At 49.6% G+C, this 26,522-nt stretch carries 21 protein-coding genes; 12 read left to right on the forward strand and 9 right to left on the reverse strand.

Annotation, left to right across the window (positions count from 1 at the left end; all coding sequences use genetic code 11):
* The first annotated feature begins 13 nt into the window (after positions 1–13).
* Both EXU85_RS21235 and EXU85_RS21240 read left to right on the forward strand, forming a co-directional pair.
* On the forward strand, positions 14–154 hold the full coding sequence (locus tag EXU85_RS21235) for a hypothetical protein (RefSeq protein ID WP_210422395.1): 141 nt from the start codon (positions 14–16) through the stop codon (positions 152–154).
* Positions 155–509: 355 nt separating this feature from the next.
* Positions 510–995 carry a hypothetical protein gene (locus tag EXU85_RS21240; protein ID WP_142774015.1) on the forward strand — a complete coding sequence of 162 codons (486 nt, stop codon included), beginning with the start codon at positions 510–512 and terminating at the stop codon, positions 993–995.
* 71 nt (positions 996–1,066) lie between these two features.
* Here the strand turns inward: EXU85_RS21240 and EXU85_RS21245 are convergent, their stop codons facing one another.
* The 3 genes from EXU85_RS21245 to EXU85_RS21255 are packed head-to-tail and all read right to left on the reverse strand — an operon-like array spanning position 1,067 to position 3,742.
* Positions 1,067–2,137, reverse strand: a complete 1,071-nt coding sequence (locus EXU85_RS21245) for a dipeptidase (RefSeq protein WP_142774016.1) — start codon at positions 2,135–2,137, stop codon at positions 1,067–1,069.
* A 9-nt stretch (positions 2,138–2,146) separates the two neighbouring features.
* Positions 2,147–3,262 (reverse strand): D-TA family PLP-dependent enzyme, encoded by a 1,116-nt coding sequence (locus tag EXU85_RS21250; protein ID WP_142774017.1) that lies wholly within the window; start codon positions 3,260–3,262, stop codon positions 2,147–2,149.
* 3 nt (positions 3,263–3,265) lie between these two features.
* Positions 3,266–3,742, reverse strand: a complete 477-nt coding sequence (locus tag EXU85_RS21255) for a RidA family protein (protein ID WP_142774018.1) — start codon at positions 3,740–3,742, stop codon at positions 3,266–3,268.
* Positions 3,743–3,843: 101 nt separating this feature from the next.
* Between EXU85_RS21255 and EXU85_RS21260 the strand changes: the two genes are divergently transcribed.
* Positions 3,844–4,245: a VOC family protein gene (locus tag EXU85_RS21260; RefSeq protein ID WP_142774019.1), complete on the forward strand. Its 402-nt coding sequence runs from the start codon at positions 3,844–3,846 to the stop codon at positions 4,243–4,245.
* 188 nt (positions 4,246–4,433) lie between these two features.
* Here the strand turns inward: EXU85_RS21260 and EXU85_RS21265 are convergent, their stop codons facing one another.
* Together EXU85_RS21265 and EXU85_RS21270 are read right to left on the reverse strand one after the other, a co-directional pair.
* Positions 4,434–5,090, reverse strand: coding sequence for a CoA transferase subunit B (locus EXU85_RS21265; RefSeq protein WP_142774020.1), 657 nt, complete (start codon positions 5,088–5,090; stop codon positions 4,434–4,436).
* A gap of 5 nt (positions 5,091–5,095) precedes the next feature.
* Positions 5,096–5,791 carry a CoA transferase subunit A gene (locus EXU85_RS21270; protein WP_142774021.1) on the reverse strand — a complete coding sequence of 232 codons (696 nt, stop codon included), beginning with the start codon at positions 5,789–5,791 and terminating at the stop codon, positions 5,096–5,098.
* 274 nt (positions 5,792–6,065) lie between these two features.
* Between EXU85_RS21270 and EXU85_RS21275 the strand changes: the two genes are divergently transcribed.
* The 9 genes from EXU85_RS21275 (at position 6,066) to EXU85_RS21315 (ending at position 21,293) form a co-directional block, all read left to right on the forward strand.
* A complete protein-coding gene (locus tag EXU85_RS21275; RefSeq protein ID WP_142774022.1) occupies positions 6,066–6,791 on the forward strand; it encodes a hypothetical protein in 726 nt (241 codons plus the stop codon).
* 2 nt (positions 6,792–6,793) lie between these two features.
* Complete coding sequence (locus tag EXU85_RS21280; protein WP_142774023.1) at positions 6,794–9,565, forward strand: TonB-dependent receptor; 2,772 nt, start codon at positions 6,794–6,796, stop codon at positions 9,563–9,565.
* A gap of 3 nt (positions 9,566–9,568) precedes the next feature.
* Positions 9,569–10,690, forward strand: a complete 1,122-nt coding sequence (locus tag EXU85_RS21285; RefSeq protein ID WP_142774024.1) for a DUF4249 domain-containing protein — start codon at positions 9,569–9,571, stop codon at positions 10,688–10,690.
* Positions 10,691–10,790: 100 nt separating this feature from the next.
* Entirely contained in the window at positions 10,791–11,909 is a 1,119-nt protein-coding gene (locus EXU85_RS21290) for a DUF4249 domain-containing protein (protein WP_142774025.1), read from the forward strand.
* Positions 11,910–11,956: 47 nt separating this feature from the next.
* A complete protein-coding gene (locus EXU85_RS21295; protein WP_142774026.1) occupies positions 11,957–14,371 on the forward strand; it encodes a hypothetical protein in 2,415 nt (804 codons plus the stop codon).
* Between the two features lie 18 nt (positions 14,372–14,389).
* On the forward strand, positions 14,390–17,005 hold the full coding sequence (locus EXU85_RS21300) for a glycosyl hydrolase (RefSeq protein ID WP_142774027.1): 2,616 nt from the start codon (positions 14,390–14,392) through the stop codon (positions 17,003–17,005).
* Between the two features lie 218 nt (positions 17,006–17,223).
* Positions 17,224–19,386, forward strand: coding sequence for a PQQ-binding-like beta-propeller repeat protein (locus EXU85_RS21305; protein WP_142774028.1), 2,163 nt, complete (start codon positions 17,224–17,226; stop codon positions 19,384–19,386).
* Positions 19,387–19,488: 102 nt separating this feature from the next.
* Positions 19,489–20,373: an ROK family protein gene (locus tag EXU85_RS21310; protein WP_142774029.1), complete on the forward strand. Its 885-nt coding sequence runs from the start codon at positions 19,489–19,491 to the stop codon at positions 20,371–20,373.
* A 110-nt stretch (positions 20,374–20,483) separates the two neighbouring features.
* Positions 20,484–21,293: a sugar isomerase domain-containing protein gene (locus EXU85_RS21315; protein WP_142774030.1), complete on the forward strand. Its 810-nt coding sequence runs from the start codon at positions 20,484–20,486 to the stop codon at positions 21,291–21,293.
* Positions 21,294–21,325: 32 nt separating this feature from the next.
* On the opposite strand, the gene EXU85_RS21320 is transcribed toward EXU85_RS21315, so the two are convergent.
* The 4 genes from EXU85_RS21320 to EXU85_RS21335 all read right to left on the reverse strand — a co-directional run bounded on the left by EXU85_RS21320 (position 21,326) and on the right by EXU85_RS21335 (position 26,476).
* Complete coding sequence (locus EXU85_RS21320) at positions 21,326–22,072, reverse strand: redoxin domain-containing protein (protein WP_142774031.1); 747 nt, start codon at positions 22,070–22,072, stop codon at positions 21,326–21,328.
* A 119-nt stretch (positions 22,073–22,191) separates the two neighbouring features.
* Positions 22,192–22,674: a hypothetical protein gene (locus tag EXU85_RS21325; protein WP_142774032.1), complete on the reverse strand. Its 483-nt coding sequence runs from the start codon at positions 22,672–22,674 to the stop codon at positions 22,192–22,194.
* Positions 22,675–22,807: 133 nt separating this feature from the next.
* Positions 22,808–25,066 (reverse strand): TonB-dependent receptor, encoded by a 2,259-nt coding sequence (locus tag EXU85_RS21330; RefSeq protein ID WP_142774033.1) that lies wholly within the window; start codon positions 25,064–25,066, stop codon positions 22,808–22,810.
* An 87-nt stretch (positions 25,067–25,153) separates the two neighbouring features.
* The gene (locus EXU85_RS21335; protein WP_142774034.1) at positions 25,154–26,476 is read right to left on the reverse strand and encodes a tetratricopeptide repeat protein; all 1,323 of its coding nucleotides are present in this window, start codon (positions 26,474–26,476) and stop codon (positions 25,154–25,156) included.
* Positions 26,477–26,522: the final 46 nt, after the last annotated feature.

A 26,522-nucleotide genomic window follows, 5' to 3' on the forward strand; every position in this document is an offset into this window, starting at 1 on the left:
CGAACGGGCTACCATGCCCAGAGGTTACAATCCTATGCTGGAACGACGGCTCCAGGCTGTTGCTGATTATGGCAACTGGATTGCCGCCATCGGTGAGTCGGTGACGGTTTATTTGCTGGCTGTTGAAGCGCAGCAACCGATTGTTAGTCCATAATTTCAATTTTGGATTCGGCGTTTCCATTAACTCACCTAAGTACATTATGGCGACCAAATACCTTAGATTTCAACACATTGACAATCTTTTTGAGCTTATTCTTGTTGCTAAAAAAAAATACGTTTGTATATTCGGCATAGTTAGAGATAACAAAGCGCCTTTGCCATGGAAGAGCTAAAGCATTATAATAGCTTTGAGGAACTGAAAGATCACTCAGAATCGATCAATCCGGCTTCTGCTAAATCGATGGAACGTCATGATCGATTTGAGGAATTCATAAGTCTCTTGAGGAACGCACATGTCAGTGATACCCCGTCTACAGAGAATAATAAGGCAGTAGACAAACATACTGTGTATGCAGTATAACAGTGCCATACTTGAGATATTCGCTATATTTAAAAGAAATTTTGTAGAATATATGATTGTGGGCGGCACTGCCGTAGCGTATTATGGGTATTCTAGAAAATCAACAAATACAAAGGGAGAAATTGTAGACAAACCTGACTTAGATTTTTGGTACAATCCAACCTATTCGAACTATTTCAATCTAATTAATGCCTTAGAGGAGCTAGGGAAAGATGTAACAAAATATAGAGACGATTTTTCCCCTAATCCTAAGACTTCTTTCTTCAAATTAGAATTTGAGGATTATACGCTTGATCTTCTTCCAACTATAAAAGCCCCCTTAAAATTCAGTGTATCTTTTGCAAAGAAGAAAGTGGCTCAATATGATGGCGTTGACATTCCATTTATAAGCTTAGACGATTTAATCCAAGATAAACTGACTACACCAAGGCAAAAGGATATAGATGACATTGAGCAGTTGAGAAGGCTTAAATAGCTTCAATGATAAAATCTGCGAAAATCGTAATCATCATACTAGTCCGCCGTGTCCGCCCATGCGGTTCTACTTTACGCCCATACTCTCCGCAAAAACCGTAACCAGTTACCGTGCATAACATTGGCAATATCTTCCTCGGTATAACCGCGCTGGCGTAGTAAATCCGGCACTTTCTGTAAGTCGGCAATGGTTTCCAGATCGTAGGGTGACTGTTCCTTGCCGAAGGCACCGTCTAAATCCGAGCCGATGCCGATGTGGCGGGCGTTACCGGCAATCTGACAGATATGATCCAGGTGATCGATCATTTTGGCCAGATTACAGTTCATGCTTTCGGGGGTCGATTGACCGCGCACCCAGCCAGGCACCATCATCCAGGCATCCAACGCCCCGCCAATAACGGCATCACGAGCAATGAGCTCCCGAAGTTGTTCGTCGCTAAACTGGCGATTGTGGTCGACCAGTGCGCGACAATTATTGTGGCTTGCCCAAACTGGCCCTGTGAAGAAATCGAGTGCTTCCCAGAAACTATCGTCGCAGAGGTGGGTGGCATCCAGGATCATATTGAACCGTTGCATTTCCAGCAACAGATCCCGTCCGGCCATCCCTATGAAACCTATGGCATCGGTGCCCTGTGCGTAACGTCCCGGCCCATAGTGAGCGGGTCCAATAGCCCGCAAGCCATAGTTATAGGCCGTTTCAACATAAGCGGGTGTCACCATTGAATCGGCCCCTTCCAGGCTTAGTATATAACCCACCGGTTTTGACTCGTTCGGCGTTCCATCGTTCCAGAGCGTGAGGTGTTTCTCCAGACCTGCCAGATCCCGGATTTGAATCATCTCACCGGCGGCTTCCATTTGTTCATACCAGATTCGCTGCGCCTGTGTTTGTGCCCAGGCCTGCTCTGGCGAATGCCAGCCGGGAAGTGGGTTATCAGGGGCAACATAACGACCAATCTGTGTAGCCACAACTAACCCAATGTTACCCTGGCGTAAGTCAGGCAACGATACAGTACCCTTGGCCCGGTCTGGCTTATCGGTCATACCGTGTTCGCGTTCGCGCAATCGCGCAACCGGCTGTCGCAGGTCGCGATTCCACTCCATCGCGTTCATACTCAGGTCGAGGTGGGCATCTATTGTAAACATGAAAGAAAATTAAATGGTAATGACCCGATCCCGGGAAACAGCCAGCCATTCACCCGTAGTGAGGCCGTTTTCGATGGTATAGCCCCGTTCGTACAGGGCAACGGTTGGGCAAACGTGGTTGGGTATCCCGTAAAATACATCACCCACTTTGTAGGAATGCCCCTCCCCTGCTTCCAGAACCAGATGCTCTTCACTCTGACCAACGGCTTTCAACTCCGGCGCATTCAGAAACGTGACCCGACTGAGTAAATCGCCTTCGGGAGCGATGGATTTATGCCCCAGATCAACGCAGATTTTCGAGGATTCAGGCAGAGAAATTACCCGCGACACAACCAACGCGGCTGGCAGAAACCCCTGCTCCGGCAAAATGGTCTGGTAGCCTTTATCCCAATAGATAAACGTACCGGGGCTACACTCAACATCCGGCCGTTTGGCATGAATCGGGAACGTGGGGCTACCCCCAATTACAATGACCGGTTTTGCAAATCCGCGTGCAGTCAGGGTTTCGCTGAGCAGTTGCACGGGCCAGAAAGCCGCATCACATTCAGACGTGCGAATGGCCAGGTCGGAATTCCGAAGGTGACCGTCGTAAGCATGTAAGCCTACTGGCCGAACGCCCGGCAGTTGATCAAGTTCGGAATAGAGCGTTAGTACAGCCCCGCCCGGCGCAATGCCTGTGCGGTTCATCCCTACGTTCAGGTCGATGTATACGGGCACAACCAGGCCAGCCGCCACCGCTAGTTCTGATAGCGTGGTGGCGGTAGTAATAGTATCGACCAGACACGAAAAATGCGTATCTGGGTAGGCTTTCATCAACGCCAGCAGGCGATGCATTTTGGCTTCGTTTGGCTGATAGGCCAGCAACACATCGGGGGCACCGATCATGGCCAGCATTTCGGCTTCGGCAATGGTGGCACATTTGAACTTCCGGATACCCGCTTCCAGCAGCAGTCGGGAGGCTTCCCGCGATTTATTGGTTTTTACATGCGGTCGCAACCGACTCACATCACCGATCATGCTTTTCAGCAGGGCGATATTGTGCTTCACCCGGTCGGGATACAGCACCAGTGCGGGCGTATCGAGTTGGGCAACATCATCAATCAGGTACCAGGGTGCTTGCTCCATCGATCAGACCAGTTCAAATAAGGCTTCTACTTCAACCGGAATATTGTCGGGTAAAGAACCCATCCCCACTGCCGACCGTACACCAATCCCGTTATCGGGTCCCCAGACGGCAGAAAACAGTTCGCTACATCCGTTGATGACATAGGGATGACGGCCAAAATCAGCCGTACAGTTCACCATACCCAGCACCTTTATAACGCGTTTCACCCGGTCGAGGCTCCCTAAATGGGTTTTGATGGTCGATAAAATGGTCAGACCTACCTGACGGGCGGCCAGTTTCCCCTGCTCAATATCCATATCGGCCCCAATGCGGCCAATAATCAGGCTTTTGTCGTCCTGCACAGGGCCGTGGCCTGATACATATAGGTATTTGCCATCGATCAGATACGGTTTATACACTCCTAATGGCTGGGGAGCGGGTGGCAACGAAAGGCCGGTTTGCGCAAAAGCTGCTTCGGGCGATAAAGTGGAAGTTTCCATACGAATTGGTAGTCAGTAATCCCTCTAGGCATAGGGTTTGCAAACTTAATCGAAACTCTGCGTCCGGTTGCTATCTTGCCCTGTATTTACAAAACCACAACATGAAACAACGAATTGCACACATTGCCCTCGTCGTGGATGATTATGATGATGCCATCCAGTTTTACACCCAAAAGCTCAACTTCACCCTTCTGGAAGACACGACCTTGAGCGAGACAAAACGCTGGGTGTTAGTGGCTCCCCCTGGCTCTGCCGAAACCTGTTTGTTGCTGGCCAAAGCGGATGGCGAGGAACAACGAACCCGAGTTGGGAATCAGACTGGCGGTCGGGTGTTCCTGTTTTTATTTACCGATGACTTCTGGCGGGATTATCATAACATGCGGGCAAACGACATTCATTTCGTAAGAGAGCCTATTGAAGAAGCCTATGGCACGGTAGCAGTCTTTGCCGATTTGTACGGAAATTTGTGGGATCTTTTGGAACCGAAAAGTGTAACGGTGTAAGCTGTTATATCTTTCGGTGGTGTTGGTTACTACCGTTAGTACTGTCGGTTACTCGTTAGTGCTGTCGGTTACTAATAACCGACATACGAGGTTTCTCAAAACCTACTAGTGGCACCGTTAGGTTTTGAGAAACCTAAGCTGTCAGATGAAAGCATCTGACAGCACGAAAACCCAATAGCCAGCTTTGCCTAAAACTGCATCTCCGGAATCGTCCCCTCCACAATCAACCTACCTTCCGTAGCCTGCCGAACCTCCTCGATGGTTACACCGGGGGCAGTTTCCAGAAGTTTAAATCCACCTTCGGGGAGCACGTCTAGTACGGCCAGCTCTGTAATGATTTTCTTGACACAACGGAGTCCCGTCAGCGGTAAGGAGCAGGCTTTCAGGAGTTTCGATTGACCCGCTTTATTGACGTGTTGCATGGCCACAATGATATGTTTGGCCGAAGCCACCAGATCCATTGCCCCACCCATGCCTTTCACCATTTTGCCCGGAATTTTCCAGTTAGCAATATCGCCGGTTTCCGAGACTTCCATCGCCCCCAAAATCGTGAGGTCGACGTGCCCACCCCGAATCATCGCGAAGCTATCTACCGAACTAAACAGCGATGAACCCGGTAGCATCGTAACCGTCTGTTTGCCCGCATTGATCAGGTCAGGATCAACTTCATCTTCGGCAGGAAATGGCCCGATTCCCAGCAGTCCATTTTCAGATTGCAACACCACATTCATGCCATCAGGAATGTAATTGGCCACCAATGTGGGAATGCCAATGCCCAGATTGACGTAATAGCCATCGCGAAGTTCCTGTGCAATTCGGCGGGCAATTTGATGTTTATCCAGCATATTAGTTACAATCTGACAGTCCGTTGTTCGATACGCTTTTCGTAGTTACTACCCTGAAAAATCCGGTGAACACAAATGCCCGGCGTATGAATCTGATTAGGATCGAGTTCGCCAGCGGGTACCAGTTCTTCGACTTCGGCAATGGTGATGTGGCCCGCAGTCGCCATCATCGGGTTGAAATTGCGGGCGGTTCCTTTAAAAATCAAGTTGCCGGCTGTGTCGCCTTTCCAGGCTTTCACCAGTGAGAAGTCGGCTTTAAGCCAGCTTTCGAGCAGGTACTGCTTTCCATCAAACTCACGAACTTCTTTTCCTTCAGCAACTTCGGTCCCCACACCAGCGGGGGTAAAAAACGCAGGAATGCCCGCGCCACCTGCCCGTATCCGTTCAGCCAGCGTGCCCTGTGGAATTAAATCAACGAGTAACTCGCCCGACAGCAATTGGCGTTCAAATTCCTGATTTTCACCCACATAGGACGAAATCATTTTTCGCACCTGCCTCGTTTTCAAGAGCATACCAATACCAAAATCGTCGACCCCCGCATTGTTTGAAATGCAGGTCAGATTTTTTACGCCCGTTCGGAGCAGAGCTGCAATACAGTTTTCGGGAATGCCACACAGGCCAAAACCACCCAGCATCAATATGGCTCCATCGGGAATATCGGCAACAGCCGCATCGGCCCCGGCTACTACTTTGTTTATCATTAGCTTACACGAATACCTGAGATTGAATTGGGGTAATTAATGCCACAATATAGCAAGACCACCAGCAAACAAACCTAAGGTTTCTGTGGATTTTATAACCGCCCCTAGCAGTCAGTTGAAATTGTCTGTTTTAAGCCAAGTAGAAATTCATTTGGCCTGTTTTTTTAGATTAGAGCACAAATTCTCCCTGCAAACACTGTTTTCTGCGCCCTCTATACTATCTTTTGCATCTGAATTGGCAACTTGAATGTTGCGTTTACGCTAACCAGGCTCTATGCGGTATACGATACTGACCCTTTGTTTTATCTCACTAGCTACCCGAGCCGCCGGGCAGACTACCGCTCCAGACAGTTCATTTGTGCTGCTTGCCAAAGAACAAGCTGTCCGTTCATACGAGCAGGCTATGTATAAGCAGGAACATGTTTACGAAGGCAATGGGTACATTAACCATGATCACCGGATAAAAATCCATCCGTATTACCTTGTTGATAGTTTACAGGCCGGAACAATCACCTATAATGACGTACACTATCATGATGTGCGTATGCTCTACGATATTGTTCGCGACGAACTCGCCATTCAACCACCCGAAGGAGGCTATCGGCTTCAGTTGAATAGCAACAAAATCAGTACGTTCACGATTGGGCAACACCAGTTTACCCGACTCATTGGGGATAGCGCCCTGGGCGTCCGTACGGGCTTTTACGAGATCCTGTATAACGGAAAAGCAAAGGTGCTGGCTCACCGCGTAAAAACGGTTCATGAGGATATTTCCAGTGGGACATATAAAGCGGACTACTTGTTCAAAGACCGATTTTATATCCAGAAAGAGGGCAATTACCATGAAGTGAAAACCAAAGGCTCTTTTCTGGCTTTGTTTCCCGACCAGGCAAAAGCATTACGAAAATACCTTCGCGCCAATCGACTTAAATTTAACGACGAACAACGCGAATCGGCTATTACCCAAGCGACTAAACGTTATGAGGAATTAACCCACTAACCATGGTTTCATTTTACCGCACCATTTTCCTGGCCCTCCTATTCATTGGGTTTAGAGCAACCATTTATGCACAAAAACCCGTTGAAAAGCCTCTTCGGGGTACCTTTCAGAACCAGCGTTTTGAGCAGTTTGTGCAGGCGATTGAAACGCAAACACCCTACCGTTTTTTCTACAACGCAGCTGATGTAGATAGCCTGATCGTTGACATGCAGGTCGATAATCAGCCCCTGCGAACGGTACTCCAACAGCTTTTCAATGGAACCAAATACAGCTATGCAATTGATAGTCAGCAGCGGGTGTATATTACCGTTAACCGACTGATTCGTACCGAACTGCCCATTGGCTTCTTTCAGCGAGGAGGTACAAACGCTGGAGTTGACTCAACGTCAAGCGCCTATCTGACCGAAAGTCAGAAAAAATATATTGAACCTGAAACAAAGGTGTATGATATCGGGAAACGTACAAACCCCATCCGGCCGGGCCGTTCAACCATTGCGGGATTCGTACGGAACGTAGCCTCGGGCGAGCCAATTGTAGGGGCCGCCATTTATATTGAAAACCCACGAATTGGCACCGTCTCCGACCAGTTTGGGTATTATTCGATTACACTGCCCCGCGGGCGACACGAGCTAAAAATACGCAGCATTGGCCTTAAGGACACCCGGCGCCGGATTATCCTCTATTCCGACGATAAGTTCAACATCGAGATGGAAGACGATGTGATTGCCCTGAAAGAGGTGGTCATTGAGGCCGAAAAGGACAAGAACATTTCGGGCCTCCAGATGGGTCAGGAGCGGGTGGATATCAAAAGCATCAAACAAGTTCCTACTGCCCTGGGCGAAGCCGATCTGCTCCGGGTTATCCAGACACTGCCGGGCGTAAAAACCGTAGGTGAAAGTTCAACAGGTCTTAACGTGCGCGGGGGCGCTACCGACCAGAATCTGATTCTGTACAACGACGCTCCAATTTATAACTCATCACACCTGTTCGGGTTTTTCTCCGCCTTCAATCCCGATATGATCAAGAGCGCCGAACTCTACAAAAGCGCCATTCCAGCGAAATTTGGCGGGCGGCTTTCGTCGGTGCTGGACGTACAAACCCGCGACGGCAACAAAAAGAAGTTTGTTGGCTCGGGCGGCATTGGCTTGCTCACCGGTCGCCTGACACTCGAAGGGCCATTGATCAAAGATAAAACCTCGTTCATTGCGGGCATTCGCACAACTTACTCCGACTGGTTGCTGAAACAGTTGCAAAATGCAGCCTATAAGAAAAGTGAGGCCCAATTTTACGACCTGAACCTGCACATTACGCACGAGATGAACGAACGAAATACGTTCTATCTGACGGGCTATTTGAGTAAGGACAAATTCAAACTAAACAGCGACACCGCCTACAGCTATCAGAATCAGACCGCTACCCTGAAGTGGAAACACATCATTAATAATAAGCTTTACAGCGTTTTTACGGGAAATTACAGCGGCTACAAATACAACGTATCGAGCGATAAAAATCCGGTTAATGCTTATGATCTGGGCTTTTCCATTAATCAGTCGCAGTTGAAAGCCGATTTTAACTATTTCCCAACCAATCAGCACACCGTTGATTTTGGGATTAGTTCAACCTACTATAAACTTTCTCCCGGCAATTTTCAACCCAGGGGCAGTGAATCGCTCATTCTGCCCGACGTAGTACCTACGGAGCAGGGGCTGGAGAGCGCTGTTTATATTGGCGACCGGTTCGATATCAGCCCTCGTCTGTCCATTAGCGCGGGGCTTCGGTATTCGTTCTATACCTATTTAGGGCCAGGGTCGGTGTATCAGTATGTTCCGGGCCAGCCTAAAACGATTGATACCATTACCGATACGCTCAGCTACGAAAAAAATAAGGCGATTAGTAATTATAGTGGACCCGAGTACCGGTTTGCCATACGCTATGGGCTGTCGAACACGGCGTCGATAAAAGCCAGTTTCAACCGGACACGGCAGTACATCCAGATGCTCTCGAATACAACGGTCATCTCGCCCACCGATATCTGGAAACTGAGCGACCCGAATGTTAAACCGCAGATTGGCGATCAGTATGCCATCGGGTTTTACAAGAACAACCAGTCCAATACCATCGAAACATCGGTAGAAGCTTATTATAAAACCATGCAAAATCGGCTTGACTACCGGAGCGGGGCTTCGCTGATCCTGAATCATCACATCGAAACCGACGTGGTCAATGCCGAAGGAAAAGCCTATGGCATTGAGTTCCTGATCAAAAAAATGACGGGAAAACTCAATGGCTGGCTAAGCTACACCTACTCACGAACCTTGCTGCGCACTAATGATCAGCTTGGCAATGAGATCATTAACAAGGGAAGTTATTACCCCAGCAACTACGACAAACCGCACGATGTTACGATGATTGGGAATTACAAGATCAATCGTCGATTTAGCATATCCCTTAATTTCACCTATAGCACCGGGCGGCCAATTACCTTACCGGTATCGAAATACGTATTGGATGGCTCACTCAGACTACTGTATTCAGAGCGCAATCAGTACCGGATTCCCGACTATTACCGCGCCGATCTGGCTATGAATATTGAAGGCAATCATAAAGTTAAAAAACTGGCGCACAGTTCGTGGACCGTTGCCATCTATAACCTAACCGGACGGCATAATGCCTATTCGGTGTATTTCAAGTCGGAGAATGGCCGGATCAACAGCTACCAGCTGTCTATTTTTGGCAATCCAATTCCGTCAGTTACGTATAATTTTAGGTTTTAAGTTATGGGATTTAAACACACGTCTATAAAATTCCTGGCCTGGCTTCTGGTTCTGCTGGTAAGTGGGTGCGTTGACCCCTATCGGCCACCCGAAATTACGTCGCCCGCCAGCTATTTAGTGGTGAATGGCTTCTTCAATAGTGCAGCCGGAACCACCACAACGATCCAGTTATCGCGTACCCAAAACCTGGCCGATCCTAAAGCCCCGTCGGCCGAAACCAAGGCGATAGTCACCATTGAGAGCGCCCATAAAGACATTTATACCCTGAAAGAAGGTACGGTTGGATCCTATACACTTACCGGCGTAATACCCGTAGCCAATGAAACGTATCGACTGCATGTTAAGACGACGAAAGGGACGGAGTATTATTCCGATTACGTGCCCGTACTAACAACCCCGCCTATCGACAGTATTACCTGGCATCCGGACAACGAAGGGTTGCAAATCAATGTGAACACCCACGATCCGAAAAATAATACGCGCTATTACCGGTATGAGTATGAGAGCACCTGGGAGTATTATTCTGAATACACATCATCGTTTGAGATCAAGAACAATAAGATTGTTGATCGTACAGAGAGCGTCTTTCAATGCTGGGGAAGTGAGAACTCGTCTACGATCATTACAACAACAACCAATCGACTGAGTCAGGATGTTGTCAGTCAGTTCCCGATCACGCACATACCCAGCACTTCACTTAAACTACAAAGCAAATACAGCATTCTGATTCGTCAGTTTGGGCTAAGTCAGGAGGGATTCAACTATTATGACCAGCTAGCCAAAATAACGCAAAGCATTGGTTCCATTTTTGACCCACAACCCTCACAAATTACCGGCAACATTCACTCATCGGTAAACGATGGTGACCTTGTGCTGGGCTTTTTTCGGGTCGGAACCGTCGAAAGTAAACGCATATTCATTCGTAAAGCGCAGTTGCCTGCCTGGTATACCAACAACGGTCTGGGGAGTTGTGTAGTCGACACAATGAGCACCGGCGACGTGCTCAAAGAGCAACCCGGTATTATTAGTCTTTTAGTACCAGGCCAATACCTGACAACCAGTGAGCCTTGTCTTGATTGCCGCCTACGGGGAGGAGTCATCAAAAAACCTGATTTCTGGGAGTAGATAACTGAGTTTTTTTAAACACAGAGACACAGAGAATTAAATTACTGATTTTTAACTCCTTAATTCTCTGTGTCTCTGTGTTTAAAATCAACTTTAAAAAATGACAAAAAACAGGTACATAAACGGGATTTCATGGGCAATGCTCCTGCTGGTTGGCGGGTGTGTTGATCCATATCGCCCACCTGAAATCACTTCCCCTGCCAGCTATTTAGTGGTGAATGGGTTCTTTAATAGTGCAGCCGGAACCACCACAACGATTCAGTTAACACGCACCCAGAATCTAACCGATACGAAAGTACCTACCGCCGAAACCAAGGCAGTGGTCACCATCGAGAGTCAGAACAAGAGCACCTATACACTCAAAGAAGGTACCGTTGGCTCGTATACACTAACTGGCGTAACGCCTGCTGTAGGCGAAAGCTATAGGCTTCATATCAAGACCACGTCGGGAGGTGATTACTATTCCGACTACGTGCCGGTTATACCAACGCCACCCATCGATAGCATTAGCTGGTATCCCGACAACGAGGGATTACAGATCAATGTAAATACCCACGACCCCAAAAACAACACCCGCTATTACCGCTGGGAATATGACCAGACCTGGGAATACAATTCGGTTTATACCTCGGCGTTTGAGATCCTGAATAACAAGATTGTTGATCGTACCGCGAGTGTATTTCGCTGCTGGGGCAGCGAAAATTCGTCCAACATCGTATTGGCAACAACATCGCGGCTCAGTCAGGACATTGTCAGCCAGTTTCCCCTAATTCACCTTCCGAGTACGTCTGATCGACTGAGTGTCAGATACAGTATTCTGGTTAGGCAGTTTGCGCTGAGTCAGGAAGGGTACAACTATTATGATCAGTTGGCCAAAATAACCCAGAGTATCGGCTCTATTTTCGATCCGCAACCTTCTCAGATTACGGGCAACATTCATTCGCAGTCCGACGGAACTAATCTGGTGCTGGGCTTTTTCCGGGTCGGAACCGTCGAAAGCAAGCGCATTTTCATTAACAAATCGCAATTGCCACCCTGGTATCCCAATTCAGGGGTGGGAAGTTGTGATATCGATACCCTGAGTGGTGGCGATATACTACGAGACCGGCCCGGTATTATTGATCGGTATTCGCCTGGTTTATACCTCACTACCAATGAAGCCTGCCTCGATTGTCGTTTACGGGGCGGGGTGATCAAAAAACCTGATTTCTGGGAATGATACGATTTAGAACTAGCCATGCCATGCACATCATCCACCAGCCCAGTATGACAACAAAGATACTTCTGCATAGTACCAGAGACCTACTGGCTGGCCTGTTGCTATTGACCAGCCTGGGCAGTTTCGGCCAGTCGGCGGAATCTGCGAATGCTCTGGTACAATCCTTTGATACCTACCGCAGGCAGGCACTACAGGAGAAATTGTTTGTCCACACGGATCAGGGCTTTTATCTGGTCGGTGAGACACTCTGGTTTAAGGCCTATTATGTGGATGGCTCACTCCATCAGCCGCTCGACCTGAGTAAAGTTGCTTACGTTGACTTGCTGGATACAGACCAAAAGTCCGTTCTGCAAACCAAAGTTGCGCTGGCCGCTGGCGGTGGAAATGGGAGCATTTTCCTACCGGCCTCCCTTAATTCGGGAACGTATCGGTTGCGGGCTTACACCAACTGGATGAAGAATTTTAGTGCCGATTTCTTCTTCGAAAAAAAACTAACGATCGTTAATCCATTTAAGCCGTTAGGTCTACCCCTGTCACCCCAGGTACCGGACTACGACATCCAGTTTTTCCCGGAAGGTGGTAATCTTGTGCAGGGCCTGACGAGCAATGTGGCCTTTAAGGTAGCCGATGCCGCCGGCCGGGGAGCCAATATGCGGGGCTGGGTCCTGAACGGGCAGAACGATACCCTTTCCCGCTTTACCACGCATCAATTTGGAATTGGCACGTTCGCGATAAAACCATCAGAGAATACAACGTATAAAGTCCTCTTCCGCGACGATAAAGGTCGGACTGTTACCCGTTCGTTACCTGCCATACAACCGCAGGGCTACACGATGAGACTAGAAGACAGCGGTGCCGATCAGTTAAAAATCACCGTGGCAACTACCCTTGACGCGCCCTCTTCGGTTTATCTGTTTGCCCACACCCGCCAGGTCATTAAAGCGGCAGAAATGCGGTCTATTCAACGCGAGACCACGTTTTTACTCGACAAAAAAGCCCTTGGTGAAGGTGTTTCGCACCTGACAATTTTTAGTGCCGACCGAAAGCCGGTTTGTGAGCGGTTGTACTTCAAACGACCCGCCCAACAATTTACCCTCGCGCTGAAACCCGATCAGAACCAGTATGCCACCCGAGCCAGGGTAAGCATCGACGCTTCGGTGCTGGCTCCAGCCACAAAAACCAGTCAGGCCGCCCTCTCCATGGCCGTCTATCGGATCGATTCGCTGGCCCCGGTCGGTTCAGGAACCATCCTGAGTTACTTATGGATGACCTCCGATTTGCAGGGCACTATCGAATCGCCGGAATACTACCTCCAGCCCGAAACAGCCGAAATTGCTCAGGCAACTGATAATTTGATGCTGACGCACGGCTGGCGCCGGTTTCGTTGGAACGATGTATTGTCAACCCAGCCGAAGCCAGTGGTCCGCTTTATTCCCGAACACAATGGCGCGCTCGTTCAGGGGACCGTAACCGATCCGGGTACAGGGAAACCCATGCCCAATATACAGACCTATTTATCGACACCTGGCAAACCCGTTCGACTCTATGTGTCCCGCTCCGATACGGCGGGACGTATCAAGTTTGAAATGCAGGATTTCTACGGGCCCAAAACGCTTATCGTTCAAACAAACCCAGCAGATAGCCTTGCCAGGCTGACGATAAACAGTCCGTTTGCCGATGCCCCTCCGGCCAAACCACTCCCTGAACCTGCGATTACAGAAGCACAGGCCGACCAGTTGCTGAACCGTAGTGTGGCCATGCAGGTGCAGTCAACCTATTGGGGTGATCGTGCCATTCAATATAGCTATCCGGCGGTTGACAGTGCGGCATTTTACGGTCCTCCCAGCGAATCGTACCTTCTCGATGTCTATACGCGATTTCCCCGTATGGAAGAGGTTCTTCGGGAGTATGTGCTGGGGGTAATGCCTCGAAAACGACAGGGGCATTTCCGCCTGAATGTATTGAATGGGCCTTACAGAGCCATTTTTGAAAACGAGCCGCTGGTACTGATGGATGGCGTACCCGTGTTCGACATGGATAAGGTTATTGAATTCAGTCCTTTGAAAATAAAGCAGTTGGATGTAGTCACTAACTACTATTACCTGAGTCCATTCCTGTTTCATGGCATCATCAGCTTTATGACCTACAAAGGCGATTTAGCGGGCTTTCCGCTAGATACTCGTCTGGTAAAGGTAGACTATGATGGCCTGCAACTTCAGCGTGAATTTTACGCACCCCGCTACGACCGAACCCCAACCAAACAGACCAGCCGCCTGCCCGATGCCCGAACGCTTCTGTATTGGAATCCAAGCCTGCAAACCAACACACAGGGAAAAGGTCGGGTTGAATTTTACACCTCCGATCAGGTCGGCACCTATCTCGTAGAGGTCAACGGATTAACCAAAGACGGGGTTGCCGGGAGCCAGCGGGTTATGTTTACCGTACTAAACACGCCGAAGTAGGTGAGTACAGTAAGAATTATGAAATACTCGTTTATCACTAGTTTATTGCTTGTTAGTTTGGCGAACAGCTCCGTCGACATACAGGCCCAATCCAACCCTAACCCAACTTCCCAAATTGCCAGGGGCACTTCAGCCCGAGGCAACACCACGCGCCCCTGGACGTACTGGTGGTGGATGGGAAGCGCGGTCAATGAAGCCGATATTACTCATCAACTCGAACAGTTTGCCAAAGCAGGTCTTGGTGGTGTTCATATTATTCCTATTTACGGTGTAAAAGGCTACGAAAATCAATTTATTCCATTTCTAAGTGATCGTTGGCTGGCCGTTTTTGCGCACACCGTTCACGAGGGCAAACGGCTGGGTGTGGGTGTTGACCTGACCACCGGCACTGGCTGGCCATTTGGCGGGCCGGGCGTATCTACCCCAACCGCGGCTAAAGCCTGGAAAGTGGTGGATGGTAAACTCACGACCGTTCTGACAAAGCAACAGGTGAAACGTCCCGCGCCCGGTGGCCAGGGTCTGGTAATTGACTACTTCAACAAAGAGGCCGTTCAGCAGTATCTACAGCGTTTCGACTCAACGCTGGCCCACTTACCTGAACAACCGCGTGCCGTTTACAACGACTCGTACGAGGTATACGGTGCCAACTGGTCAGCTAATTTTCTGGATGAATTTAAAGCCCGGCGAGGGTACGACCTCACTAGTCAGTTAGCCGCTTTTTTAGATACAACCCGAACTCCCGAAAGTATCCTCGTTCATCAGGATTATCACCAAACGCTTGCTGAACTTCTCCACGACGGGTTTGCGTCAACCTGGGGTAGCTGGGCCAGTAAAGCGGGCTATTTATCCAGAAACCAGGCGCATGGTTCGCCGGGGAACCTCATTGATTTATACGCACAGGCCGCTATTCCCGAAACCGAATCATTTGGTTCCAGTCGCTTTCCGATTCCAGGGTTACGGGTCGATGCCAACTATGAGGTCGACCGATTTGGTACGCCGAATCCACTGGCCATGAAATTTGCATCGTCGGCCGCCAATCTGTTAGGAAAACCGCTGGTCAGTTCAGAAACCGGCACCTGGCTGGCCAACCATTTTCAGGTGTCGCTTTCGCAATTAAAACCGCAGATGGATGAGTTGTTTGCGGCTGGAATCAACCATATTTTCTACCACGGTATCCCCTACTCACCCAGGGCTGAAGCCTGGCCGGGCTGGTTATTTTATGCCTCAACCAACTATGGCCCATCGTCTCATTTCTGGCCACACCTACCTAAGCTTAATCAGTATATTGAACGCTGCCAGACGCGTTTACAAACCAGTAAACCCGACAACGATGTGCTGGTTTACTTCCCGATTCATGATCTATGGGCCACAAAGGCAAAGTCAGCGGGGGGCATTCATCAGTTGGAAGTCCACCATGTGGAGCAGTGGCTCCTTCCCCAGCCATTCGGCAAATTGTGTGAGCAACTCACGCAACGAGGCTACTCGTTCGACTATGTTTCTGATGAGCTACTCAAGGGGTTAACCGGGAGCAAACAGGGCATTCGAAGTCCGGGTGGTGCCACGTATCAGGTCGTACTGGTTCCACACAGCACGTATTTACCCGAAACTTCCCTCCGGCAGTTGGAGCGGTTAGCCCGGCAAGGTGCCCGCATTGTCTTCGACGGATTACCGGAGCAGGCACCGGGTTTTCATAATCACCAGGCGCGTTCGACTACAGTTCAGCAACTCGGACAAACGCTCCGGCAACTAAAAACCGTAACTGTCAGTACCGATGTATTCAAATCCTTACCACAGCTGGGCGTCCGGGCAGAACCGTGGGCAGGTGAAGGCCTTTCGTTCATTCGAAAAAAATCTGGCTCTCAGCAGGATACAACGCAATATTTTATCACGAACCTGGGCAACCAATTCCACCAGAACTGGATTGCTCTTTCGGCAACTGGTCTCGTAAGTCGGTATAATCCCCTCACAGATCAGACGGAGATAATACCCGTCCGAAAAAGGCAAGGTGGAAAGAACGAAATCTTTTTACAGCTTGAACCGGGTCAATCCTGTTTTATACATGTTTACTCAGGAACGCCAACAGTCCTAAACGAAGCAGCGCAAAAGCGGCTAACGTCAACCTCGAATGGCCAGTCCATCCGCTTAAAAAATTCCTGGCAGGTACAGTTTCTAAAGGGCCGTCCGGCGTTGACAACCACAGCCACAATGCCAAGCCTAACATCCTGGACAAGTTTAGCTGATTCTGCCGGTTATTTCTCCGGCACCGCCCGCTACACCACAACTTTCGACTTACCCGCCGGAGTCAACGTATCATCCTACCAACTCGATCTTGGCGACGTACGGGAAGTCGCCGATGTAAAATTGAATGGTCAGCCTCTGGGAACCGCCTGGTGCATCCCCTTCCGATTAACCATTCCGGCAGACCTATTAAAGCCCGCCGGAAATAAACTGGAAATTGACGTTACGAACCTATCCGCCAATTACATGCGCTTGTACGATAAGCTGAATCCCGGCTGGAAGAAATTCTACGACATCAACATTGTGGACATTCGCTACCGCCCTTTCGATGCCACTCGCTGGGAAGCCTTGCCCTCCGGGCTGCTGGGGCCAATTAAGCTGACTGCTAAAAAGTAAATCCAATCAAAAAAATACCTCTTAACGTGATGTCGGTTACGTCTAACCGACATAGTTAGGTTTCTCAAAACCTAACGGTGCTGCATAGTAGCAGCTGTAAGCATCTGCCATCACAATAAGGGCCGATAAATCTAAAGAAAATCGGTTCACTTAACCTCCAATAGGAGTACAGGCTCCTGCCAAACAGTATATTTAGGCACTGACTGTCTCCTACTCCTATGAAACGATTTTTGCTTCCCCTAATCCTTCTGTCGGCCACAGTATTTATAGCCGCTACCTTTATAAACCAACTCGGCCCACCCAGTTCCAGCAACGATTGGCCGGAATATTTAGGTGGTCCAGATCGGAATCACTATTCCACGCTTACCCAAATCGACACTGCGAATGTGAATAAGCTGAAGATGGTCTGGGAGTACCATACCCTGGATTCAGGACAGATTCAGTGTAATCCAATCATAAAAAATGGTGTTCTGTATGGCATGACGGCCACCACCCAGCCCTTTGCCGTTAATGCCGCTACGGGGGAGCAAATCTGGACACGAAAGGATACGACATCGGTACGGGCAATGGTGCGTTCGGGGAGTACCAGCCGGGGGGTTACGTACTGGGAAAGTGGAAACGACAAGCGTATTCTGTTTACCAATGGCCCCTGGCTGTATGCCATCGAAGCCGCCACCGGTAAGCCCGTCAATTCCTTTGGCGATCAGGGACGTACCAGCCTGAAGGCGGGACTGGGACCCACAGCGAAAGATAAATCAGTTATTTCGAACACGCCCGGCACCGTTTATGGCGATCTGATTATCATGCCCATGCGCCTGTCTGAGGGGGCCGATGCGGCTCTGGGCCATATTCAGGCCTTTAATATCCGGACGGGAGCACTGGCGTGGGTGTTTCATACCATTCCGCAACCGGGCGAGTTTGGTTATGAAACCTGGCCAAAGGATACCTACAAAAATACAGACGTAGGCGCAGCCAATAACTGGTCGGGCATGGCGGTTGATCGGCAGCGGGGTATCCTGTACGTACCAACCGGTTCGGCAGCGTTTGACTTTTACGGGGGCAATCGACTAGGGAAGAACCTATTTGCGAACTGCCTGCTGGCCCTCGACGCCAAAACGGGTAAACGACTCTGGCACTTCCAACTCGTCCACCACGATATTCTCGACCGCGACGCTCCTGCACCCCCAAATCTGGTGACGGTTACGCACAACGGCCCCGACGGTCGGCCCCGACGCATTGATGCCGTAGCGCAGGTTAGCAAGCAAGGCTATGTTTTCCTGTTCGATCGTGTTACGGGCAAGCCCTTATTTCCGATCAAGGAAGTGCCCGTACCGGCTTCTGATATCGACGGTGAAAAGGCCTGGCCAACGCAACCTATTCCCACGAAACCAGCGCCCTACGCCCGGCACAGCCTGACCGAAGTTGAGATAAGCGATTTAGCTTCAAATCGGGAGGAGTTACAGGCTACACTCCGTAAAAGTCGTTATCAGGGAGCCTTTACGCCCCTGAGCAAAGAGGGAACCATTATTTACCCAGGACTCGACGGCGGTGCCGAATACGGTGGTGCGGCTGTGGATCCCGATGGTATTATGTACGTGAACAGCAATGAGATGGCCTGGCTGATTTCGCTGAACCGGAAACTGTCCAACGACCAGCTTGCCCAACTCAGCCCCGGCCAGCGGGTGTATACCACGACCTGTGCCCAATGCCATGGTGCCGAACGAAAAGGAAATCCGGCCAGTGGTTTCCCGTCGTTAGTCGACATCAACAAACGCAGGAATAGGGCCTTTGTCAACAACATTGTCACGAACGGAAAAGGGATGATGCCTGCCTTTCCCAGCCTGTCGGCCAAACAGAAGCAGTCATTGCTGGCGTTTCTTTTCGGGGATGAAAATCAGGAGCCCGGCATGAATCATGATCCCGAACCAGGGCTCAGCAAAGCTGAGCAGGCAAAAACGAAGGTTCCGTATCAGATATCGGGCTACAGCAAATTCCTGGACAAAAACGGCTATCCGGCAGTTCCCACGCCCTGGGGCACGCTCAACGCCATTAACCTCAACACCGGCGAATACGTCTGGAAAACCGTTTTGGGAAATTATCCAGAGTTAAAAACCAAAGAACCTACGGGCTCAGAAAGTTACGGCGGGCCAGTTATTACGGCAGGCGGGGTTCTGTTTATAGCAGGCACAAAAGACGGTTTATTCCGGGCCTTCTCCCGAAAAACGGGCAAGCTACTCTGGCAAACCAAACTTCCAGCCGCAGCCTTTGCCACCCCCAGCACCTATGAGGTTAACGGGAAACAATACGTCGTTCTGGCTTGTGGGGGTACGAAGTTAGGTGCCGCAAAAGGAGACAGTTACGTAGCATTCGCTTTACCTTAGTTAGTTTGAGGTTTGGAGTTTGACGTTGGCTGGTGAGTCATTCAACGTCAAACCTCAAACTCCAACCCTCAACCCTCCAAACAACTTCCCTATTAATCACCTATGAATCAATCCATTGGCATTGACCTAGGCGGTACGCGTATCAAAGGCGTACTCATTGATACACGTACCGGCGAGGTTTTAGAAAAACGAATCACGCCAACCAACGATGGTGAAACGAATAGCTGGAAATCGGTTATTGCCCAGACCGTGCTAGACCTGAAAGCCGCAGCCAACGAACCCATCCTGGGAGTAGGGTTAGCAGCACCTGGCCTTCCTACCGTCGATAATTCAGCGATTGCATGTATGCCGGGTCGATTACCGGGCCTGGAAGGTTTCGCCTGGGCCGACTTCCTGAACGAACGTGTCTGGGTCCTGAACGATGCCCATGCCGCATTAATGGCCGAAGCCCGTTTTGGGGCAGCCCGCAACGTCGCCAACGCAGCCATGCTGACCCTGGGAACGGGCGTTGGCGGTGGACTGCTTGTCAATGGCCAATTATATCAGGGCTTTTTCCAGATGGCAGGACACCTCGGCCACATGTCCGTCGATGCCGACAGCGACCAGCTCGATGTTACCCACGCACCCGGCAGTCTGGAGGATGCTATTGGCAACGTGACCGTTGGCCGACGCTCGTATGGCCGCTACCAGAGTACGCATGAACTCCTGGATGGCTACGTACAGGGTGAGCCGGTGGCCACACTCGTCTGGCTAACCTCCGTACGCCGGTTGGCAGTGGCTTTGGCTTCCATAGCCAATTCGTTTTCGCCTGAACTGATCGTGTTAGGCGGGGGAATCACGCAGGCCAATGACGCCCTGTTCACCCCTTTACAAACATTTATGGACCTATTCGAATGGCGACCAAGTGGAAAAAAAACAACCATTTGTAAAGCCCATTTTGAAGATTGGGCCGGTGCTATTGGAGCAGCGGCCTGTTTTCATAACTAATTGTTTGCAGTTTGTAGTTCGACGTTTGAAGTTAGCTGTCGCGAAAGCAACTGTATGGTCAGTAAACTTCAAACGTCGAACTACAAACTGCAAACCTCAACCAACAACCCATGTCCCTTACCTCCCAATACATTCAAAAATCCAGAGCGATTCTGGATACTGTTGAGCAACAATCAGACGCTATTCAGCAAGCTGCACAGTGGTTTAGTCAGACGATTCTGGCTGGGCGTATGGTGCATTTGTTTGGTAGCGGCCACAGCCGAATTATGGTTGAAGAAATGTGGCCCCGCTATGGCTCATTTCCCGGCTTTAATCCCATTGTCGAACTATCCCTCTCCTTTCACAATCTGGTAGTGGGCGCAAATGGCCAGCGACAGGCTATGTTCCTGGAAAATGTACCGGGGCTGGCGCAGCGCATTCTCCGGAACTATGATCTTTCGGAGCAGGATTCGGCCCTTGTCATTTCGTCCAGCGGTTGCAATGTCGTTCCCATCGAAATGGCGGAGTTGTTTCAGAAACAGGGCGTGAAAGTGGTGGCCCTGATCACAAAACAACATGCTGATTACAGTACCAGCAAACGGGCCGATGGCAAAAAACTAAGTGACTTTGCCGACTTGGTGCTGGACACGGGTGCAGCAATGGGTGATGCCATGGTCACCGTTCCGGGACTGGATACGCCTGTTGCTCCGGGCTCAACGGTTGGCGGGGCCGTAGTGGTCAACTGCCTAAAGGCCGAAGTGGCTGGTTTACTTACTCAGGCAGGTTTCCCCCCCAAGGTGTTATCAGCCGCAAATGTAGTAGGTGCCGAACGGGCCGTTTCCCTGTTTGAAAGCGCCTATGATGAACACGCCCATCGGCTGGCAAAGCTCTACGAACGGGTGGGGATACCATCTTATGTTAGTGAACCAGGTAAGCCATAGAAACAACTACAAGGTTTAGATTGAACGGGCAATTAGTTCCGACTCACATGCTGTATGACTTGTTTTAACTGATCGTAATCTGACCCATTAACAAAAGCGGCTATGTTCCCGGCCTTGTCAATCACAATAAAACTCGGGATACTAGCCACTTGAAATTTTCGATTAAAACTATACGAATCCGGAATCGGCATAAATGGTAGCGTTTGAGTAGCCATCACATTCGCTATCTCTTCTTTCGACTCTCGTAAAATGCCTAATGAAATGAGGCCATTATCTGATTGATATGGCCGTATCACATCGGCAAATTGGTTTGCCTGACTAGGCCCCCAGAACGGTTTACTCAAACTGACCCAAAAACTAAGGATAACCACATGCCCTTTCAAGTCGGTTGATCGGTACACCTTGTCATCTATACCCTTCATGACAAATAAAGGGATGGGTTCGCCCACTTTGGGCTGTAATGTTGGGTCTAGTTCATTGTAAAAAATGTGGGTTTCCCGTTCTTCCGCCGTCGTTGGCCGAATCATATAGGCACTGGCTTTACCATACTCATCAAATACGGGCATCACATGGTAGCCATATGGGTCCTTCTGCATTAATTGCCGATACGCCTGATAGGAAATCTGTTTGCCGGTAGTCTTGTCAACGATTTTCGTGCTCTCGTCGATGCGTACCTCCTGCCGAATGCCCGCCTTACTAACAACTACCTGAGCTAAGGTTGAAAAGCAAATCAATGCCTGAACAGCCGTGATAAAAACGACTATGGAAACGTGTTTCATAACGGGTGAATATAGTGCTGAGATGACTCAAAGTAAGGAGATCACCCTTTTTGACGCAAGCACCCGCTTACATTTAACAATAAACTAATGCAGATGGCTACTGAAGTAAACGTCAATCCCTATTTCCGTGCTGCTATAATAACGCCTTCCAGGGCTGGATCAGCAGGCGTTTTTAGCGTGTAGCCAGGAGGCACTACAAAAATACCAGGACCGCCCCGTACTGATCGTTCGTAGAAGGCATTCCCTTCTATCCGGCATTCATAAAGCTGAGGAGCGGAGGTTGCAGCTGTAAGTTGAAAAGAGCCGTTCGTCTCGCTAACACCAACATCTTTTATGTGAATTTGTGACCCAGCCTCGCCAATTGTTTTGTAGACACTCCCGATCCTGACCGAGTCAGGCCCTTTACGATCAACAATGATATAGAACTCACTGACACCAAGCTTATTGATCCCCTTGCTTGTGTAGAGTGTATCTCCATTGAGTACATACGACTGAATTACATACTTACCAGCAGCACGAGCGGCCACATCATTTGGTGTAGTATCCTTTGGCTGACAACTTAAAAAGCCTGAAAAGCACAACAGTAAAAGCAGTTTTCCCATAGAGCTGAGCGTTTATTCAGTTAACGCATGAGCAATTTATTTCATACAAATGCCCATGTATTTAGTTAAATAAACAGTAATCTTCTCAATGATCTATACGATTGGGCCTTCTTCATCAAATCTGACCAATCTCTTACCAGAAAAACGTCAGACTCAACCTTGCAAAAAACGGGGTGCCGGGGGTGAAGTGAATTTCATCGACGGGAGCGGCTTCCCCTTTCAGGCGGCTCTCGGTGGCAAACTGGGTTTCTTTCCAGCGCGTATTGAACAGGTTCTGTACCGATAAACCGAGCGTGTAGTTTCGTCGGGCGTAGTTGGCCTGCATATCCGTTACGAAATAGCCCTGAGCTACAATCGAGTTGTCTTCGTTAGCCGGGCGATTAGCTATGTACCGATAACGCAACGAGCCACTGAATCCGTGGTGCGTTTGCACCGACAAGCCACCCGTTGAGGTAAACGTTGGTGCCAAAGGCAGGTAGTTTTGGCCTGCTTCGGCGTCGAGGGAACGGGGTTTCGCCGTGTTCAGGTCCAGATCGGCGTATAGAATTTTACTGATCTGGTAGCGAACCGACAGATCGACTCCCGCCCGACGCGACCGGCCACTTGGTTCCACTACACCTTCATCGCCAACATACACAAACTCCTGCTGTAACCACAAATACCAGGCAGCCGCGTTGATGAGCAGTTTTGGAACGGGTTTAAAAATAACCCCCAGGTCGGAGCCATAAGCAGCGGGCAAAATCTCCCGGCCGTTTTGAGCCGTTACCACCCGCGCATCGTTGGAGTGAAACCCCTTACCTGTATTGAGGTAAAGCTGAAGTCGAGGATTCAGGGTATAGTACAAATTCAGCTTGGGTGATACAATGGCCTGTGTAGCACGTTTGATTGTTGCAGGTGCTGCGAGCAAATCCTCATACTGGCTCCGAAAATAATCGACTCGAACACCGGCATTGACCGTAAAGCGGGCCGAAACCTGAATCAATTCATCTGCGTAGAGAGCCGCGTTGATTTCATTAATATTCCCAAATTTGAGTTGATTCAGGGTTTCAACGCGATTTTTCGTGTGCGACAACTCCGTATGGTAGGTGATGTCCTGCCGATACTGCGCCCCCAGGGTTGTGGTCCAGTGGCTTTTGCCGATATTAGTTTCGGTGGAATAGCTGCCGTTGTAGCCAAACAGATTTCGGTGCTCTTTCTGACGGATCTGATCGCCATTGACGGTATCTTCCTTGAAAAACGTAAAGTTGGAATATAGCTCAAAATTGTAGTTGCTGTAGAACAACTGATTCTTGATGACATGATTCCGGGGCGTAACTGTTACGAGTTGCGCATTGACATTTGTCCGGCTGGTTTCCCCTCCTTCGCTTGGGTCAATGGAGCCGAAGAAATCCGTTAGTCCAGACGCTACCGCCCGATCGGGAATTTGTCCCGAGTGGTTCCATTTACTCCAGAAGGTCGAGCCGGTTAACGTCAGGTTGGTGTTGGCCGCCAGGTGGCCGTGGCACTTCCCAATCACATTCAACCGCTTGAAATTCTGCGGATTATCAAAATATGAATTGGTATACGAATACTCCGACGCCAGATAAGCAGATTGGTTTTTAGCTTTCCCTTTTGCGCCCAGCAAGTCCAGTCCGGCCACAGCGCGATACGTATCGTACTGCCCGGCTTCGAGTTTCACAAACGAGCGATCCAGAGCCGTCTTTGTCCGAAAATCAACCCAACCTGCGGTTGTCAGATTACCCTTATCCGCACGGTATGGGCCTTTTTTAAAATCAACCCCTTCAACTAATTCAGGAATGACAAAATGGAGATCGGCATAGCCCTGCCCGTGGGCATGCGACACCATATTTACGGGCATTCCATCGACCGTCAGGCGGATATCGGTACCGTGATCGAGATCGAAGCCGCGCAGGAAGATCTGTTCGGCTTTCCCCCCACCCGCGTGCTGACCAATAAACAAACCCGGCACCATCCGCAAAATCTCCTGCGAGTTGGTTATGGGCCTTAGTTTAATATCAAGACTACTAATGAGTTGCTGATCGTGCGCCCGTTGCGACGAGACCACGACTTCGCTCAGTTCTACAGAAGCCGTAGCCAGTAGGGTATTGACCGTAATTGTCTGATCGTCTAAAACCGTCACTGCAATGACCTGCGTTTTAAACCCCACATGCGAGAGTTCAACTTTGTAAAGAGCAGCCACCAGACCATCGAAGCGATACTGGCCCAGCTCATTGGTGACCATTGCTTTGCCGAGTCCGGTAAGCTGTACGGTTACCCCCGGCAAAGGCAGATTCGTCGCCTGGTCATATACCTTCCCGGCCAGATTGCCGAGGTGCGCATAGGCCTGGATACTAACCAGAATCACGATCAGAAAGGAAAGAAAAGGTTTCATACTACCTGCAAACTTACGATGCATTACGTAATCATACATACTTGTTTCCAAGGTCTGTATCCTCCCAGACCATGCGTTATTAACACCCTACAACGTAAACTTCGGGTTGGTTTTCCGGGCGGTTGCCACTAGTTTATCCCGCTGACCAGCGTTACCCAGCGCCAGCTCAATAGCGCCAGCCTCTTGTAACAATTCCGGGTCTTTACTACCTGTACGCAAGGCTATCTGCATATGTTGCTGTGCATTTTTAAGATCATGCTGATTGAAATAAACCCAGGCCAGTGCATGATTCACGTCAATGTTTTTAGGCCGCTTCCTGTACTCTATCAATCCGTATTTTTTTGCCGAATCTAGCTGGCCCGATTTTGTGTAGAGTTTACAGAGTTCGAGGTCAACAGCGTGACCAGAACGGGCATCTTCATCCAGCATCTTTGCTACCTCCACGTATTTCTTTTTGGCTTTTTCCTGATCACCCTGCAAGGCATAGATCTCGGCCATCTGCTCATGGAAGGAGAATTCGGGCATGATCTTAGCTGCTTTTTCCAGCGTGGCCAGCGCCAGAGGGTATTCCTTCCGGGCTTTCAGAATCCGGGCTTTTCCGGCCAACGCAAAGGCATAGCTGGGCCGCATCACCAGAATGCCATCGTACTGTTTTTCGGCGTTGTCCAGCTGGCCGGTTGTTTCGTACAGATGGCCGAGGATATTTTTGCTCCAGCACTGAGGCTCTGAACCCGGCAAGCCAGCCTGAACGGCCAGTTTCATAGCCTCAATCGAACTGGGGTAACTTCCGTAGATCTCCCGCAGGTACGAAGCCCGTGAGTACGATTCCAAAGAGGGCTTCAACGCCTGCATCTTATCCGACATGGCAACGGCTTCTTCGTAGTTACCCAGTTCCACATTGGCATCAACCAGTACGCCATACACATAGGCATTGTTTGGGTTAATCTGACGGGCTTTTTCGGCTAGTTCACGCGCTTCGGCAAACTGGTGCTGCGACATTTTCACCGATGCGTTAAAGGTGGTAGCCTCAAAGTTCTTCGGGTCCATAGCCAGTACGCCATCCAGAATTTTCAGGATAGCCGGGTAATAATAAGGGTGTTCACCCGTAATCCGCGCTTCCGACAGATAGATCACGGCGATCTGTAATCGGGGCTTTACGTCATTGGGTTCTTTGCGGATTTTCCCGTTCAGGTCCGCAACTTTTTCTTTGGTTCGCTGCCATTCAACGGCAGAAGCCAACTCACCCCGGCGCTCAAACAAGGGGGGTATATCCATGGTCGAGCTAACGTCTGTGGATGCCGTTTCCTTCGGGCTTTTGGTGCAGCTAACTTGTACGAAAACCAGGAAAGCAAGTAAAATAAGCCCTAAAACGGGCATGAGTCGGTTTATTACTAAGGTATAGATTTTCATAAGGGTACTGTTTTTTAGGTTTGTAGCTTAAGGTTTATAGTTTAAG

This window comes from Spirosoma sp. KCTC 42546, assembly GCF_006965485.1.
Classification (GTDB): Bacteria; Bacteroidota; Bacteroidia; order Cytophagales; family Spirosomataceae; genus Spirosoma.

What these genes read in the sequence shown, in the direction of transcription:
- EXU85_RS21315 (WP_142774030.1), top strand. Translation starts at nt 20,484, where the DNA reads ATGTCCCTTACCTCCCAATACATTCAAAAATCCAGAGCGATTCTGGAT.
- EXU85_RS21290 (WP_142774025.1), top strand. Translation starts at nt 10,791, where the DNA reads ATGACAAAAAACAGGTACATAAACGGGATTTCATGGGCAATGCTCCTG.
- EXU85_RS21335 (WP_142774034.1), bottom strand. Translation starts at nt 26,476, where the DNA reads ATGAAAATCTATACCTTAGTAATAAACCGACTCATGCCCGTTTTAGGG.
- EXU85_RS21275 (WP_142774022.1), top strand. Translation starts at nt 6,066, where the DNA reads ATGCGGTATACGATACTGACCCTTTGTTTTATCTCACTAGCTACCCGA.
- EXU85_RS21255 (WP_142774018.1), bottom strand. Translation starts at nt 3,742, where the DNA reads ATGGAAACTTCCACTTTATCGCCCGAAGCAGCTTTTGCGCAAACCGGC.
- EXU85_RS21240 (WP_142774015.1), top strand. Translation starts at nt 510, where the DNA reads ATGCAGTATAACAGTGCCATACTTGAGATATTCGCTATATTTAAAAGA.
- EXU85_RS21235 (WP_210422395.1), top strand. Translation starts at nt 14, where the DNA reads ATGCCCAGAGGTTACAATCCTATGCTGGAACGACGGCTCCAGGCTGTT.
- EXU85_RS21300 (WP_142774027.1), top strand. Translation starts at nt 14,390, where the DNA reads ATGAAATACTCGTTTATCACTAGTTTATTGCTTGTTAGTTTGGCGAAC.
- EXU85_RS21270 (WP_142774021.1), bottom strand. Translation starts at nt 5,791, where the DNA reads ATGATAAACAAAGTAGTAGCCGGGGCCGATGCGGCTGTTGCCGATATT.
- EXU85_RS21295 (WP_142774026.1), top strand. Translation starts at nt 11,957, where the DNA reads ATGACAACAAAGATACTTCTGCATAGTACCAGAGACCTACTGGCTGGC.
- EXU85_RS21330 (WP_142774033.1), bottom strand. Translation starts at nt 25,066, where the DNA reads ATGAAACCTTTTCTTTCCTTTCTGATCGTGATTCTGGTTAGTATCCAG.
- EXU85_RS21265 (WP_142774020.1), bottom strand. Translation starts at nt 5,090, where the DNA reads ATGCTGGATAAACATCAAATTGCCCGCCGAATTGCACAGGAACTTCGC.
- EXU85_RS21245 (WP_142774016.1), bottom strand. Translation starts at nt 2,137, where the DNA reads ATGTTTACAATAGATGCCCACCTCGACCTGAGTATGAACGCGATGGAG.
- EXU85_RS21310 (WP_142774029.1), top strand. Translation starts at nt 19,489, where the DNA reads ATGAATCAATCCATTGGCATTGACCTAGGCGGTACGCGTATCAAAGGC.
- EXU85_RS21280 (WP_142774023.1), top strand. Translation starts at nt 6,794, where the DNA reads ATGGTTTCATTTTACCGCACCATTTTCCTGGCCCTCCTATTCATTGGG.
- EXU85_RS21325 (WP_142774032.1), bottom strand. Translation starts at nt 22,674, where the DNA reads ATGGGAAAACTGCTTTTACTGTTGTGCTTTTCAGGCTTTTTAAGTTGT.
- EXU85_RS21305 (WP_142774028.1), top strand. Translation starts at nt 17,224, where the DNA reads ATGAAACGATTTTTGCTTCCCCTAATCCTTCTGTCGGCCACAGTATTT.
- EXU85_RS21250 (WP_142774017.1), bottom strand. Translation starts at nt 3,262, where the DNA reads ATGGAGCAAGCACCCTGGTACCTGATTGATGATGTTGCCCAACTCGAT.
- EXU85_RS21285 (WP_142774024.1), top strand. Translation starts at nt 9,569, where the DNA reads ATGGGATTTAAACACACGTCTATAAAATTCCTGGCCTGGCTTCTGGTT.
- EXU85_RS21260 (WP_142774019.1), top strand. Translation starts at nt 3,844, where the DNA reads ATGAAACAACGAATTGCACACATTGCCCTCGTCGTGGATGATTATGAT.
- EXU85_RS21320 (WP_142774031.1), bottom strand. Translation starts at nt 22,072, where the DNA reads ATGAAACACGTTTCCATAGTCGTTTTTATCACGGCTGTTCAGGCATTG.